This window comes from Mycolicibacterium chlorophenolicum, from assembly GCF_001044235.1.
Lineage (GTDB): Bacteria > Actinomycetota > Actinomycetes > Mycobacteriales > Mycobacteriaceae > Mycobacterium > Mycobacterium chlorophenolicum.
In genome coordinates this window covers 20,059-35,067 of the sequence record NZ_JYNL01000043.1, presented here as the reverse complement: position 1 = coordinate 35,067, position 15,009 = coordinate 20,059, and the positions used below count along the sequence as shown (strand labels likewise).

At 65.6% G+C, this 15,009-nt stretch carries 11 protein-coding genes and 1 pseudogene; 11 read left to right on the top strand and 1 reads right to left on the bottom strand.

The window, feature by feature from the left end; genetic code table 11:
• The first annotated feature begins 149 nt into the window (after positions 1-149).
• On the top strand, positions 150-674 hold the full coding sequence (locus tag MCHLDSM_RS18360; protein WP_234714104.1) for a DUF1942 domain-containing protein: 525 nt from the start codon (positions 150-152) through the stop codon (positions 672-674).
• 567 nt (positions 675-1,241) lie between these two features.
• Here MCHLDSM_RS18360 and MCHLDSM_RS39515 read toward each other — a convergent pair.
• Positions 1,242-1,379 (bottom strand): hypothetical protein, encoded by a 138-nt coding sequence (locus tag MCHLDSM_RS39515; RefSeq protein ID WP_156455064.1) that lies wholly within the window; start codon positions 1,377-1,379, stop codon positions 1,242-1,244.
• A 376-nt stretch (positions 1,380-1,755) separates the two neighbouring features.
• Between MCHLDSM_RS39515 and MCHLDSM_RS18350 the strand changes: the two genes are divergently transcribed.
• From MCHLDSM_RS18350 to MCHLDSM_RS18305, 10 genes and pseudogenes are all read left to right on the top strand, one after another.
• Complete coding sequence (locus MCHLDSM_RS18350; RefSeq protein WP_048471405.1) at positions 1,756-2,280, top strand: pyridoxamine 5'-phosphate oxidase family protein; 525 nt, start codon at positions 1,756-1,758, stop codon at positions 2,278-2,280.
• A 527-nt stretch (positions 2,281-2,807) separates the two neighbouring features.
• Positions 2,808-4,013 (top strand): IS4-like element ISMfl1 family transposase, encoded by a 1,206-nt coding sequence (locus MCHLDSM_RS18345; protein ID WP_011891513.1) that lies wholly within the window; start codon positions 2,808-2,810, stop codon positions 4,011-4,013.
• Between the two features lie 313 nt (positions 4,014-4,326).
• Positions 4,327-4,575: a hypothetical protein gene (locus MCHLDSM_RS18340; protein ID WP_131722654.1), complete on the top strand. Its 249-nt coding sequence runs from the start codon at positions 4,327-4,329 to the stop codon at positions 4,573-4,575.
• 48 nt (positions 4,576-4,623) lie between these two features.
• Complete coding sequence (locus tag MCHLDSM_RS18335; RefSeq protein WP_048471400.1) at positions 4,624-7,161, top strand: heavy metal translocating P-type ATPase; 2,538 nt, start codon at positions 4,624-4,626, stop codon at positions 7,159-7,161.
• Positions 7,162-7,795: 634 nt separating this feature from the next.
• Positions 7,796-8,338 (top strand): annotated as a pseudogene (locus MCHLDSM_RS18330) (ATPase P); the annotation flags it as partial.
• Between the two features lie 51 nt (positions 8,339-8,389).
• Positions 8,390-9,205, top strand: coding sequence for a DUF305 domain-containing protein (locus MCHLDSM_RS18325; protein ID WP_013470202.1), 816 nt, complete (start codon positions 8,390-8,392; stop codon positions 9,203-9,205).
• Between the two features lie 711 nt (positions 9,206-9,916).
• The gene (locus MCHLDSM_RS18320; RefSeq protein WP_041789276.1) at positions 9,917-10,180 is read left to right on the top strand and encodes an SHOCT domain-containing protein; all 264 of its coding nucleotides are present in this window, start codon (positions 9,917-9,919) and stop codon (positions 10,178-10,180) included.
• A 465-nt stretch (positions 10,181-10,645) separates the two neighbouring features.
• Entirely contained in the window at positions 10,646-11,485 is an 840-nt protein-coding gene (locus MCHLDSM_RS18315; RefSeq protein WP_013470204.1) for a sulfurtransferase, read from the top strand.
• A 225-nt stretch (positions 11,486-11,710) separates the two neighbouring features.
• Positions 11,711-12,343, top strand: coding sequence for a phosphatase PAP2 family protein (locus MCHLDSM_RS18310; protein WP_013470205.1), 633 nt, complete (start codon positions 11,711-11,713; stop codon positions 12,341-12,343).
• Between the two features lie 84 nt (positions 12,344-12,427).
• Positions 12,428-14,842: a lysylphosphatidylglycerol synthase domain-containing protein gene (locus MCHLDSM_RS18305; RefSeq protein WP_013470206.1), complete on the top strand. Its 2,415-nt coding sequence runs from the start codon at positions 12,428-12,430 to the stop codon at positions 14,840-14,842.
• Positions 14,843-15,009 lie beyond the last annotated feature (167 nt).

Below are 15,009 nucleotides of genomic sequence, written 5' to 3'. Positions count from 1 at the left end.
CCGCACCACCAGGGCCGGCTACGACCATGCAGCCTCACCCGACCCACCCGGGTCACAGCCCAACGTAACAACACGAAGTAACTGCAACTACGAACTTAAGGACGACATTCGTGCGCAGATCGGCAAGGATCTTTGTCGCCGGGGCGGCGATGCTGGTGGCGATAGGCGTCGGTATGCCGACGGCGACCGCGGCGCCTGAAAGCTGCCCTCATCGGTTCGGCTCACCTCAACAGCTGAGTGATGCCGGTGGTGCGGTGGTCCAGCAGTGGTCGGTCAGTGACCTGCGCGCCAGTACCGACCCAGTGCCCGGCTACCCACTCGTCGGCCGACTGTGGGAGGCCACAGCGTCGGTGGAGGCGTTGACGGGCGCTGTGACACCGATCATTCCCAACGTGTATGCGGTGTCGGCTTCCGGTGAGCGCTATCAGGTGTTGTGGCAGGTGGCGAGTCCCAGCTCCTTTTCGGGTGCAACCATCAGCCAGGGCCAGACTTCGACGGGCAAGGTGTACTTCGATGTGACGGGTGCCGATCCGATGGCGGTCATCTATACCAATGGCGGGTCGACTCCGGCGATGATGTGGTGCTGCAACGGCGACATGATGATGCCGATGCCAATGGAGATGCCGATGCCGATGTCGATGGCCGATTGTCCCTGCTGCGCGGGAAACATGTAGTGGCTCGCGCACATTAGGTGCCACGCGATCCGTCGCCGGATGGTGTGATGGGGCGTTCAACTGTCAACGGATTGCTCACGCGCTGCAGCGCAAGGACCTCCGCTGACATGGATGCGCCTCAGGCGAGCAGTTGCCAAACTGGGCCGGCGATGATGCCCAGGATGGGGCTGATCGCGCCGGCTTGTACTACGGCGCGGGCGGGCGAATGCTGGCCGCCGGTTCGTCGGCATACCCGATTTCCTCGGGGCTCCAGAAGGCAGGGATGATCCAGCGCAGGTATTAGAACAGGCTGACCAGCGGGTTGACGAACACGACGACGGCCAGCCCACGCGTACGGCCGTCCGACGCCGCGAGGGCGCTAGTCACTTTCCCATGAACACCGCGGTCGGCGGGGGCCCACCAGACCGAGGCGGGCTACGGTCAACGCGCCCGGCTCGACCATCTGGATTACGGCTGCGCCGATGAGGCCGATCGGCGCCGCGTACGCCATGCAGCCGATCCACTGTTGCCGCTGGTGGTGCAGGAGGGAATTGGTGACAAGCACCACTAGGCCGGCGCCGGACAGCATCATTTCCGGAGCCATGAGCAGTGGCCGCAGTGCCGCGCGTCGGGGGTCACAGCATATCTCCCGACGAGCGCGACGAGCGTGGCGGCGGCGGGTTCGATCACGTCCAGCGGCGTCTTGGGCGCAAGACCGATGGCCATGGCAAGCACGAGAAGTGTTGACAGCGGATCGGTTTCAGGCGCAGGTCGGCGAAGCCAATCGCATGTCCGCTATTGGGGCCGGTGACGACTCACTAGAGCCGGGCATCCTCCTTATCGTCGCGCTGGTTCTGCGCGCCACCTCTCGCTCCGAGAGAATTCCCGCCCCATCCGACCTCGCGATTGCTCAACGTGGCATACCTTTTTCGTGTCCGACTAACGCCACCAACACAGGCCTGGAAGGTTTCCTCATGTATGGCGCGGCGCGACCATGTATCACAGTGGGTGTCGCCGTGTTCAGGCTCAGCGTCCGAGCCGACTACCCGATGCGCCGGCGCCCGACCGCGTCGCTACTCGCTTCATGCTTGGCGTCGAAATCATGACGGCCCAGCAGGTGACCTGGGACGTGGTGCTGAGCTACCTACGCAAGCGGAACTTCGCTGTGCTCTCCACGAGTGACGAAGCGGGCACGCCGCACTCGGCGGGGGTGAACTACGGCGTGTCGGGCGCGGGTCGTGAGGTTGTGCTGTATGTGATGACACGACGACATCTACGGAAGGCGCGCAACATCGCGCAGAATCCCGCCGTCTCACTGGTGATCCCGTTGACGAGACGGCTTCTATGGTCTCTGCCACCACCCACTATCCAACTGCACGGGCAGGCCGAGATTGTGGACTGGACTGATGAAGACGGGACCGATGTCTTCGAGGGCTTCTGGATGGGTCGCCGAATCCTGAAGGCGTATCAAGAGTCTCACCGCCGCGGGGAAACACGGATCTGTTTTCTGAAGATCACGCCGGATCCCGTGATCAACACGTATATGGTCGGCTCCAGCATCTGGCAACTCAGGAATCGGATGGAGTCAGGGGCGGCTCAGGTGGTTAAACCGCGCGGGAGGCGATGACCGGCAACGCCCGGCGCCGACGGTCACGCTGCCCAGCCCGGCAATATCGACTACCGGAAGCGCAAAATCAGCATCGGCGAACCCGAGTGTGGAGCTCCGCACCGCCATGGAAAGCTGCCCCGACCATGTCGTCGTGCCCGACCCGCAAGAGCGGCGCCGTTCTCCGTGAACTGATCCTCGGACCGGCAGGCTTCGGCCAACTTTTCGCGGACCTCACGGTTTTCGCGGCCATCACCGAGGCGGATGGCGCCCACGCGGCGGCCGGAATTGCTTAATGGATTGACGCGCTCGACCGGGGTCCGTCCTGGATGCCGGTGGCTCGGCTGGTCAAGAGAAACGGTGATAGCCGGTGCTGGCTTCACTCGATGTGGCGGTGCCAAGGGTGTTGACCACCAAGCCCTTTGGCTATACAGAGGGATGATCACATTCACCGTCGGGGCCGCTGCGAGAAGAGACTTTTGCCCCTGCGAAAGGTGGCCTAGGCCCAATACCGTTTAGTTAAGACTACATGGGTGTAGTTTGTTGGTATGCCTCGCGCGGGTTGGCGGAAGCCTGAATCGGATCGTCGGTTGTCGGATCTGGTGTCTGTGGGTGTCCTGACGAGGGTGTTCCCGCCGGCGATGGTTGATGAGGTGATCGAGGCGACGGGGCGTACTCAGGTGCGTCATCGTGCACTGCCGGCACGGGTGATGGCGTATTTCGCCATCGGCATGGGCCTGTACTCCGATGGCTCCTACGAGGATGTGTTATCCCAGCTCACGGATGGTTTAGCGTGGGCTTCCGGGTGGCGTGAGCAGTATCAGTTGCCGGGGAAGTCGGCCATTTTCCAGGCGCGGGAGCGATTGGGGTCCCAGCCGTTGGCTGCGTTGTTCGCGAGGGTCGCTCGTCCGTTGGGCGCGGCGGATACGCCGGGGACGTGGGTGGCCGGACGCAGGGTGGTCGCGATCGACGGGACGTGCCTGGATGTGGCGGATAGCCCGGTCAATGAGGAGTTCTTCGGGCGTCCGGGGGTGAACAAGGGTGAGAAGTCGGCGTTTCCGCAGGCGCGGTTGTTGGCGGTCGCCGAGTGCGGCACTCATGCGATCTTCGCCGCCACGATCGGCGCCTACCGCGACGCGGAGTCCACGATGGTCGAGCACGTGCTCGATGCACTGACACCGGAAATGCTCGTGCTGGCTGATCGTGGATTCTTCTCATACGCGTTGTGGCGTAACGCTTCCGATACCGGAGCCGATCTGCTGTGGCGCGTGAGCACCGGACGCAACGGCCCGACCCCCACTCACGTCGAGGATCTCGCCGACGGTTCGTGGCTGGCCCACCTGCGCGCGGCCAAGGACCGACACGGCGAGCCAATGCTGGCTCGCGTCATCGACTACACCGTCGACGACGGCCGCGACAACCCCGTGGCCTACCGGTTGCTCACCACGCTGACCGACCCGGACACCGCACCCGCGGTCGAGTTGGCGGCCGCGTACGCCCAGCGCTGGGAGATCGAGAGCGTCTTCGACGAACTCAAGACCCACCAGCGTGGGTCGAAGGTGGTGCTGCGGTCGAAGTCGCCCGACCTCGTCCTGCAGGAGATCTGGGGATACCTGTGCTGCCACTACGCGATTCGCTCGTTGATGAGCCAAGCCGCACACCACAGCGGACACGACCCGGACCGACTCAGCTTCACCGCCGCGTTGCGCGTCGTGCGCCAATCCGTCGCCCATCAGGGCGCTTTTTCCCCCTAACCGGCGCCGATCCGCCGACCCTCACTGGCAGGCGTTCCTCCGTCGCCTCCTCGACCGCATCAACCCGGCACGCCGCACACGGTCAGCTCCCCGCGTGATCAAACGCAAAATGCCCAAGTGGCATGTCAAAAGATCAGCGCACCAACACTGGCCACAACCCGAACACCCACCCAGCGTCACCGTCATCAGCCACTAACTGAACGGTATTGGGCCTAGGCCCCTACCCCGGTCGGGTATGGGCGCGCAGAATGGCTTACGACACCGAAAGAAGCCGCGCCGGGCCGGGAGTGAATCCGGGAAAGAGGTGAGTACGGTGATGGCGGCATATGGGGAGGGCTGGCTAGCCGTTGTGATCGGGGCTGCGTTGCTGCTGGTCCTGCTGGTGGCGATTGTTGCCGCGGCGCTGCGTGCGCGCCGCCGGCGTCATGACGCGACGGCTGTCGCGCGATGCTGGGGGTTGATCGCGGAGGCGCTCGTCGTTCGGCAGCGTGTGTCCGGTCAGATCGATGCCGCCACGTATCAGGCACGGATGAACGACCTCGTCGCTGGCGGCCGTCGGTGACCCCCGTGCAAGCCGCGTTGCCCCGTCCCTGCTGTCACGGAGGTACTCATGTCGAGTGTTGACGTTGTCGTTGTGGTGGTCGCGGTGGTGGCGATCGGCGGGTTGGGGTGGTATTTCTTTGCACCGCGTCGCGCCCGCACCGCCGAGGTGAGCGGCGGGGTACAGCGTGTGCAGGTCACGGTGCGAGGTGGCTACAGCCCCAACGTGGTGCAGGTCAGTCAGGGTGTTCCGGTCGAGATCGATTTCGATCGGCAGGAAAGCGGGGACTGCACCTCACGGGTGGTCTTCCCCGACCTGCAGCTGTCCGCCGTGCTGCCCGCGCACCAGCACACGACTGTCCGGTTCACTCCCCAGCGGGCGGGATCCTTTGGGTTCGCCTGCGGCATGAACATGATCCACGGCACCCTCGTCGTTACCCCCAATGGCCACAGCGCCGCACCAGATCACCGCCAAGCCGCTTCGCAAACGCCGACGGATGCGGCGCGGGAGTCGGCCGCGCAGGTCGAAGCCGCCCAATCCGAGGAACAGCGTGCCGAGCTCGCCGATCTGCGCCGCCGGGTGGTGGCCGGCGCAGCGCTGACCGGCCCGGTGCTGTTCGCCGTGATGGCCCAGTCGCTGCTGGGCGCGGACTGGGTGCCCGCCGTGCTCCTTAACCACTGGCTGCAGCTCGCGTTGATAACCCCGGTGATGTTCTACACAGGATGGCCGATCCACCGCATCGGCTGGCTGGCCCTGGCTCATCGCAGCGCCGACATGAACAGCCTGATCACCCTTGGCACCGTCGCCGCCTACGGCTACAGCCTGGTCGTCACTATCGCCCCCGCGGTCCTGCCGATGGAAGTGCGGGAGGTGTACTTCGAAGCCGTCGGCGTGATCCTCACCCTGATCATGCTGGGCCGGTTGCTGGAAGCGCGAGCCAAGGCCGGCACCGGCGAAGCGATCCGCGCGCTACTCGGGTTGCAGGCCCGTACCGCCCGCGTCTGGCGCGCGGGTCAGGAGGCTGAAATCCCGATCGATGAGGTCGTGGTCGGCGACGAGATCCTCATCCGCCCCGGCGAGAAGATCCCGGTCGATTCCGCGGTCCTGGCCGGGCAGTCCGCGGTGGACGAGTCGATGGTGACCGGGGAATCGATGCCGGTGACCAAACACGGGGGGGACACCGTCATCGGCGCGACGATGAACACTACCGGCTCGCTGCGGGTGCGGGCGGTCAAGGTCGGCGCGGACACGATGCTGGCGCAGATCATCCGCATGGTGCAGCAGGCACAGGCGTCCAAGGCTCCGATCCAGCGGCTGGCCGATGCAACGTCTGCGTACTTCGTGCCGGTAGTGATCGCGATCGCGATTGCCACCTTCGCGGTCTGGTTCGTGGCCGGCCCGGCTCCCGCATTGACGCTGGCGCTGGTGTCGGCGGTGGCGGTGCTGATCATCGCCTGCCCCTGCGCGCTCGGGCTGGCCACCCCGCTGTCGATCATGGTCGGGACCGGGAAGGGCGCCCGCGCAGGCATTCTCATCCGCTCGGCCGAGGCCCTGGAGACCGCGCACAAGCTGGACACGATCGTGTTGGACAAGACGGGCACCATCACCGCCGGCAAACCGGCGCTCACCGATGTCCACGTGCTCGCGACGATGCGGGCGGACGATCTTCTCAGCTTGGTAGCCGCAGCCGAGGCGGATAGTGAGCATCCCTTGAGCACCGCCATCGTGGCGGGAGCACGCGACCGCGGTCTCACAATTCCCCCGGCCGACGATTTCATGTCGATCACCGGCAAGGGGGTGCGCGCCACCGTCACGGGGCGCACCGTGCTCGTCGGCACCACCAAACTGCTGACGGATTGCGGCATCAACGCAGACGAACTCGATCCATTTAGCGTGCGGCTGTCCGCCGAGGGCAAGACCCCGATCCTCGCGGCGGTCGACGGTGAACCAGCAGGGGTGCTTGCGGTCGCCGACACCGTCAAGGATGACTCGGTGGCCGCGATCGCCGCGCTGCGCAAGCTTGGCCTGCAAGTGGTCATGATCACCGGGGACAACGCCCGCACCGCTGCGGCGATCGCCCGCCAGGTCGGCGTCCCGCGAGTGCTCGCCGAGGTACTGCCCGAGCACAAGGCCGGTGAGATCCGGCGGCTGCAGGCGGAAGGCCGGCGGGTCGGCATGGTCGGCGACGGCATCAACGACGCGCCCGCCCTGGCCCAGGCCGACGTCGGGCTGGCTATCGGCACCGGAACCGACGTCGCCATCGAGGCCGCCGACATCACACTCATCTCGGGCTCGTTGGCCGGCGTAGTCACCGCGATTCGGCTCTCCCGCGCCACCATGCGCAATATCCGCCAGAACCTGTTCTTCGCGTTGATCTACAACGCCATCGGTATCCCGGTCGCCGCCGGAGTGCTCTACCCGTTGCTGGGGCTGCGGCTCTCGCCGATGATCGCCGCCGCCGCGATGGCCCTGTCCTCGCTTTCGGTGGTCAGCAACGCCAACCGCCTGCGCCGTCACCGCGTCGAACCCCCACCGCCGGCCGAACTCGCGATGATCGAACCCGAGGTGGAAACCGGGGCCGACAAATTCGAGCCCGCCGCGCGATGACCCACGATGACCGCAAGCAGCCCTCGGGCGCCCAGCTTGCAGGAAACGAAACCCAAACACGCCTGCGGATCGCCGCCCTGCGTGCGTTAGGTGGCGACTTAGGGAGATGGTGCCGCCGCCGCGCTGGACGAGATACCCCCCGTGTTGCGCCCAGGCGGAAGCCGACCTTGGTTGATCAGGCCCGTCAGCTCGTCTCGAATGGCGCGTGGCGTGCAGCGGCTGGCGAACACATTCTGCGGCACCGGTTCAGGTTCGGGCTCGTCGGACGCGTCATCGCGCAGCGGGAGGGGAACAGACCGCGAACAGTCGCGACGAGTTCTTCACGAAATCTTTATGGAATGACTAGCGGCACCATATCGGCGCGCGAAAGGCTGTCNCAGCGGCAAGGACTGCGTGACGGTGGGCAGCGGGAGGGGAACAGACCGCGAACAGTCGCGACGAGTTCTTCACGAAATCTTTATGGAATGACTAGCGGCACCATATCGGCGCGCGAAAGGCTGTCCAGGTGTCGCAGTCAATGAATGGCACCACCGTTCTGCACGTGGGCGGGCTGCAGTGGGCGACTTCGACCGCATCGGTGAAGCCACATTGTTGCGCCGCCCGGGCGTCGAATCGGTGGAGGCGAATGCGGCCCACCGCGAAACGCATCGCCGAGCAGCTGGACATCGACACCCGTCATCGCAGAGGTGTTGCCCGGCGACACGGCGGCAAGGTCGCCGAACTGCAACGCGGTGGCAAGGTCGCCGAACTGCAACGCGGTGGCAAGAAGGTGGCGATGGTGGGCGACGGAGTGAACGATGCCCCGGCGCAGGCCGACCTCGGGGCTGCGATCGGTGCCGGTACCGACGTCGCGATCGAAACGGCCGATTTCGTGTTGATGCGGTCAGATCCGCTCGATGTGCCGATCGCGCTACGGATCGGCCGCGGCACCCTAGGCAATTTGCGACAAGATCTTGGCTGGGTTGTCTGGCTACAACGTCATCGCCTTGCCGATCGCCGCCGGCGTGTTCGAGCCCGCTTTCGGTCTGGTGCTGCGCCGCAGGTCGCCGCGCTGTCCATGTCTGGTTCCAGTCTGATCGTGGCGGTCAACACGCTGATGCTCAAGCGGCGACGCCTGCCCACACTGTCCGCTCCCGCGGCGCACGAAACCGCAACGCTGGCATTGACTCCCGCATGACAAGCGATCTCGACTCCCGTCGGTGATCCGAAGAAAGGAACTCATCCCGTGATGAAGAAGCGATCCCTGATGATCGGTGCGGTGGCATTCGCCGCCCTCCTCGCGTTGGCGGCCTGTGGCGGCTCGGGCAGCGAGCAGGCTGGTCAAGAAACCACATCGGCGAGCCCGACGACCACCTCGACGACCACCTCGGCGGCGGCCGAGGCGCACAACCAGGCGGATGTGACGTTCGCGCAGCACATGATTCCGCATCACCAACAGGCGATCGAGATGAGCGACGTCGTGCTCGCCAAGCAGGGCATCGATCCCCGGGTGGTGGAGCTGGCCAATCAGATCAAGGCGGCACAGGGACCGGAGATCGAGCAGATGCAGGGCTGGCTGACGCAGTGGGGACAGCCGACGATGCCGATGATGCCGGGCATGGAGATGCCCGGACAAACCGGTATGCCCGGACAGACCGGCATGCCGGGTACGCCCGGACAGACGGGTATGCCGGGGATGCCCAGACAAACAGGTATGCCGGGGATGCCAGACAGGGAGAGTCCGGGAGCAACGCCGACCACGACGCCAAGTCAGCCAAGTCCGACCGGAATGCCTGGGCCCCAGATGCCGGGAATGCCCGACATGCCGGGGATGGCCGGCATGATGTCGCCCGAGGATATGGCGGCCCTGCAGAACGCCCAAGGCGTGGAGGCCAGCAGGCTCTTTCTCGCCCAGATGATCCAGCACCATCAGGGCGCAATCACCATGGCGCAGACCGAAATTGACTCCGGTCAGTCTCATCCCGCGGTCACGTTGGCCCGCTCGATCATCGACACCCAGCAGAAGGAGATCAACACCATGCAGGGCGTCCTGGCGACGCTGTAGTACACCGCTGGGCCGACCAGGTTATCCCGCGGTGCTGGCAACGCTGGAACCGGTTGACGGGGTTCTGAGCGTCGCCGAGATCCCACCGGCGTCTGGTTGAGTCCGTCACTGTTGGGGCCCAGCCGCCTGATTTGGCCACCGTGTACCCGGCCCTTACCGCCCTGGTCGAACAGGTATTCCTGCATGCCTTGGCGGTCGTACGTATTGCGTTATCCGTGCCCGCGACAAAGACGGACTCCCAGATACGTTGATAAACCGAGCAATACGGCGGCATGCCGTCACAGACGCGAAACGCATCACCACGCGGCAGTCAACTGAAACACGACATGTCTGGTCCTAATTTCCCCGCAGAGATCAGAATACCGACAACGAGGTACAGGCCCATGTCAACCGTCACACCTATTGTGGCACTGCGTATCCCCGCGCTTATCGCTTACGACACATCATCAGACGAAACATGATGCCATGGTCGTCGCAGCAGTCAGACCGGCGATCACCGCGACGATGCCCCGGGCCGCGTGCTGTGTGGGGGGATGCTGCCGATCCTGGCCACCCACGACAGACCTGATCCGGTGTCACCTTCGGCAGCCGCGACCGTAGGAGTGGCGAAGGTCCTTTCAACGTAGTGCTAATGACCCTGCGGTACATGCGGGCTCAGCGACCAGACTGTCCTTCAGTCATGCGGTACAACAGCGAGTTGGAGGAGGCGCCATGATGTTTTGGTATGGCCCTGATATGGGTTGGTGGGGTTATGCGGGAATGGGCGTGGGGATGGTGCTGTTTTGGGCCCTGCTCATCGTCGGAATCGTCGCGCTGATCCGATACGCCATCGGCAATCAGCGGAATCGTCCGCCGCTTCCGCCCGATGCGCCGTCGCCAGAGCAGGCTCTGGCCGCCCGGTTCGCGCGCGGAGAGATCAGTGAATCGGAGTTCCGTGATCGACTGGCAGTATTGCGTGATCACGCACGACCGTAGCAAAGCTAGACCATCCGTTGTGGCCCGCTCCAACGCCGAACAGCGTTGAAAACAGCGCAGGGGTCGATAGGGTGGCCGGTCTCGAACGGGCCGCATGGGTGGATGATGGCGAATCTGTCGTAGCGCGGCGCCCGCCTCGCCAGATCTTGACGGTGTCGAACGAGTGTTCAATCACGTTGCGGTTCTTGCATTATGAAGTCTCAAACCCGACTAGGCACCCGCTTTGGTGGCCCATCGCCGGCGATGACCGACCAGATCAGAACGCTCGTGGAACACCGCCCAGATACCGCAGCTGGGTGCGGTGGCGCGAGGAGCAGGTTTATCGCCGAAGGCGGGTCTTGGGACGGGTGCGTGCCTGGCCGGAAACCGTCCGGCCCAATCACGCCAGTAGCATATCTACTAGTGACGTACGTAGATGGTGTGACGGGCAAGAGCCATTCCAACCAGATGTGAGGAGTCACCGCAGTGAGCCGCAAGGACGTTCTGGTCACCGCCGAGTGGGCCGAGCTGAACCTCGACAATCCAAACATCGTGTTCGTCGAGGTCGACGAGGACACCACGGCATACGACGGCGGTCATATCGAAGGCGCGGTCAAGCTCGACTGGAAGGCCGACCTGCAGGATCCCGTGCGCCGCGACTTCATCAACCAGGACCAGTTCTCCGAGCTGCTGTCCGATCGCGGCATCTCCAATGACGACACCGTGATCCTCTACGGCGGCAACAACAATTGGTTCGCCGCGTATGCGTACTGGTATTTCAAGCTGTACGGCCACGACAAGGTCAAGCTGCTCGACGGCGGCCGCAAGAAGTGGGAACTCGATGGCCGCCCGCTGACCACCGAGACGGTGAACCTCCCGATCACCGAATACAAGGCCAAGGCGCCCGACAACACAATCCGTGCGTTCCGCGACGAGGTCCTCGCCGCGATCGGCAACAAGAACCTGGTCGACGTCCGCTCGCCGGATGAGTTCTCCGGCAAGATCCTCGCCCCCGCCCATCTGCCGCAGGAACAGGCGCAGCGCGCCGGCCACATCCCCACCGCGATGAACGTGCCGTGGAGCAGGGCCGCCAACGAGGACGGCACCTTCAAGTCCGACGACGACCTGACGGCCATCTATACCCACGTGGGGCTGGATGGATCCAAGCCGACGATCGCCTACTGCCGCATCGGTGAACGGTCCTCGCATACCTGGTTCGTGTTGCGGGAGCTGCTCGGTCACTCCGACGTGAAGAACTATGACGGAAGTTGGACCGAATACGGTTCGCTCGTGGGTGTTCCGATCGAGCTGGGTGACGCGACCTGACCGGGGCGCCCGCGGGCGCGGGGGTGTGTCGATGACGAGCGTGGAGATTGGGTGCTCGCGACGGCTCACCGCCGGTCTCCCGCTCGACCGTGCAGCCCAGCGCGTAGGCGGATGCACCAGATCGAGCGGGGACCTAGATCCTATTCTTAGGCTAGTGCCGGTGTTGACCGTCGGCCCGGCCGGCAACATACTATTTCAGTTAGTAGTTCGGAGACGACGACATCGGTGGGCGAGCCCGCGCATCGGCGGACCGCCGACCTCTGGCTTGTTGCCGGTGGCCTCGCGCTGACCGCGGTGTCGGTCTGGCTTTCCGGTTCTTCAGTGGCGGGCCGCGTCGACCGCGAGGTGTTTACTCGCATCAACTCGCTGCCCGACATGCTGTATCGGCCACTCTGGGTATCTCAGCTGACGGGCGTGCTCGGCGCACCGGTCGTCGTCGCGGTTGTCGCGTTGGGCGCACGAAAGTTTCGGCTCGCCACCGCCCTGGTGCTGCTGGTTCCGGCGAAGCTGATCGTCGAGCGGGGCATCCTGAAAGCTCTCGTGAACCGCGAGCGGCCCGGGGCATCCATACCTGGGGCGGTCCTGCGTGACGCGCCCGCCGCGGGGTTGTCGTTCCCTTCGGGCCACGCCGTCATCCTCTTCGGCATGGTGGCGTTACTGAGTCCATATCTGAGCCGTCGTTGGCGGGCCGTCATCCTCGTCATCGCGGTGGTGGCGGCCGCGGTGCGCATCTACCTGGGGGCGCATTCGCCGCTCGATGTGATCGGCGGGGCCGCGGCCGGTCTCGCCGTGGGTGCCCTGCTGAATCTCCTTGTCGGTGTCCGGTGCCGCGCGGATCGGGTAGGCCGGGCGGAGTGAGAATCCAAAGGGGGCACATCGTCCTTGTCACCGGAGCCGAAATCCCCTAGTCCGCACGCAGATGCCCCTGGGACCGTTCAGGCGATGACGTCGGAGGCAACACAGGACTCGGCGTCGCCCGCAATGATCGCGGGCGGCGAGCCACCGTATGCCACCGTCATCCAGCGGCATGCGGGTGATTCCGTCCGGGTTGTACTCGGCGTTGTGGCACTGGTGATTTCAGCGTTGGTGGCGCGCTCCACCGACGTGCACGTGCCTCGCCTTGAGGTGGACGTGTTCCGGTTGATCAACGACCTGCCCTCGTGGGTGTCGCCCGTCCTGCTGGCGGTAATGCAGTTGGGCTCGATCGGCGCGGTCGGCGTCGCGGCCGGGGCGGCGCTGGCCGCGCGGCGGATCGGTCTTGCCCGTGACCTGGCCGCTGCGGGCGTGCTCGCCTATCTCCTCGCGCGTGTGGTGAAGACGTTGGTCGGACGGGCACGGCCCGACGTCCTGCTCGATGAGATGACGCTGCGTACTCTTCAGGGCGGGTTGGGGTTCGTCTCGGGGCACGCGGCGGTTGCGGCCGCGATGGCCGCCGCGGCGGGACCATGGTTGCCACGTCCGTGGCGCCGGGTCGCATGGGCGGCCGCGGCCATGGTCGCCGTGGCGCGCGTTTTCGCCGGGGCACATTTCGTTCTGGACGTCTTCGGTGGCGCCGCGCTGGGCTGGACGGTCGCCGCCGGCCTGCACCTGCTGTGGGGTGCCCCGGTGCACCGTGCTGAGGCGCCCGCGATCAAGCGGGCCCTGGCCGCCGCCGGGTTGTGCCCGATCCGGGTCGCACCCGTCTCCCTGGATGCGCGAGGCTCGCGACCGTTTCTCGTCACCACCGAGAATTGCGGCGACTGCACCGACCTGTTCGTGAAAGTCATCGGCTACCACGAACGCAACGCAGACCTGCTATTCAAACTGTTCCGCCACATCGTCTTCCGGAACGTCGAGGACGAATCCCCGTTCGCCACACCTAAACAGCAGGCCGAACACGAAGCCTTCATCGCGTTGCTCGCACGGCAGGCAGGTGTGCGGACCCCGATCATCGTCTCGGTCGGAGTCGCCGAGAACGGCGACGCCTGGCTGGCCGAGGAGCGGATTCCGGGCCGTAACCTCGCTCGCTCGATGTCCGTGCCGGTGTCCGATGAGGTGCTGTGCGACGTGTGGTGCCAGGTCCCGCTGTTGCGGGCCGCCCGGATCGCGCACCGCGACCTTCGCCTTGCCAACGTGCTCATCGATGAGCACGGAAAACCGTGGATCGTCGACTTCGGGTTCGGCGAGTCCGGCGCCTCCGACCATCGGCTCGACGCCGATGTGGCCGAGCTGCTGGTTTCGATGAGCCTGAACGTCGGCGTGAAACGCGCTGTGGCAACCGCACTTCAGATCATCGGCCCCGATCCGTTGCGCGGCGCGGCGCCGCTGCTGCAGCCACTGGCACTTGCTTCGGCGACGCGCAAGGCAATCCGACATCGCCCGGGCCTGCTCGACGAGCTGCGCTCCGCCGTCGCCGATGCCGCCGGCGCGGAACTGGCGCAGCGCGAGGTCCTGCTGCGGTTCCGCTGGCGCACGCTCGGGTGGATCGCGGCGACGATTTTCGCGACGTATGTGCTGCTGCCCCAGGTCGGTCATCTAGGCCATACGATCGCTGCCCTCGACGAGGCGCAATGGCAATGGCTCGCAGGCACATTCGCGATGTCGGCTGCGACGTATGTCGCGGCGGCCCTTGTCCTGATGGGGGCCAGTCCGCGTCCACTCGCGTTTGGCCGCACGCTGAATGTGCAGCTGGCGACCTCGTTCGCGAACCGGTTGATGCCCTACGGGCTGGGAGGGGCGGCCGTCAACGAGCGGTACCTGGAGCGAGCAGGGCTGTCGCGCGCCACTGCCGTTGCCGCCGTCGCTGTGACGGTGACCGTGGGCGCGGTCCTGCACATCCTCGAATTGCTCGGCGTCGGATTGTGGCTCGGCCAGTCGCGCGTGTTGCTCGCCTCGGCACTGCCGAGCGGCTGGGGCCTGCTGATCGGATTCGTCGCCGTCATGACGGTGCTCGGCGTGGCAATCGCGGTGTTGATCCGGCGCCGGGACTGGCTGGCCGACGTGCGCAAAGCCGCCGCTTCGATGGCCGACATCGTCCGCCACCCGCGACGGGCAGTTCTGGTTTTCGGCGGGCAACTAGGCACCAACGTGGCCTATATTGCGGCGCTGGGCTTCGCGGTGCACGCATTTGGCGGTCACGCGCCGGCCGCCTTGGTCGCCGCGGTATTCCTTGGCGGTTCGGCACTCGGGGCCGCCAGCCCGACGCCTGCGGGCCTCGGCGTGGTCGAAGCCGCTCTCGTCGCCGGCCTCATCGCGGGCGGCGTCGCCAGCGCACCCGCCGTCGCGGGCGTCCTGGCCTACCGGCTGGCAACCTTCTGGCTCCCGGCGGCGGCCGGCTTCTTCTCCTTCAAATCACTCCAACGCCACCAGATGCTATGAGCGGGCCACGTATGCATCGGCTCGTTAGCCACCGACGTCGCGGCGGCGGACGCGCGGAGGCAACAGGTTCGGGTATCCCGCGATCGCACGTGTATTGGCGGCACTTGTTCGTACGGCCGGTGACGCGGGTCCCGAATCCGCGATTGCGCACAGTCGAACGCTGAAAG

Bases quoted from the DNA above. Each gene is read 5' to 3' on its own strand.
- MCHLDSM_RS18360 (WP_234714104.1), top strand. From the start codon at position 150: ATGCTGGTGGCGATAGGCGTCGGTATGCCGACGGCGACCGCGGCGCCT.
- MCHLDSM_RS39515 (WP_156455064.1), bottom strand. From the start codon at position 1,379: ATGGCCATCGGTCTTGCGCCCAAGACGCCGCTGGACGTGATCGAACCC.
- MCHLDSM_RS18350 (WP_048471405.1), top strand. From the start codon at position 1,756: ATGACGGCCCAGCAGGTGACCTGGGACGTGGTGCTGAGCTACCTACGC.
- MCHLDSM_RS18345 (WP_011891513.1), top strand. From the start codon at position 2,808: ATGCCTCGCGCGGGTTGGCGGAAGCCTGAATCGGATCGTCGGTTGTCG.
- MCHLDSM_RS18335 (WP_048471400.1), top strand. From the start codon at position 4,624: ATGTCGAGTGTTGACGTTGTCGTTGTGGTGGTCGCGGTGGTGGCGATC.
- MCHLDSM_RS18325 (WP_013470202.1), top strand. From the start codon at position 8,390: ATGAAGAAGCGATCCCTGATGATCGGTGCGGTGGCATTCGCCGCCCTC.
- MCHLDSM_RS18320 (WP_041789276.1), top strand. From the start codon at position 9,917: ATGATGTTTTGGTATGGCCCTGATATGGGTTGGTGGGGTTATGCGGGA.
- MCHLDSM_RS18305 (WP_013470206.1), top strand. From the start codon at position 12,428: ATGACGTCGGAGGCAACACAGGACTCGGCGTCGCCCGCAATGATCGCG.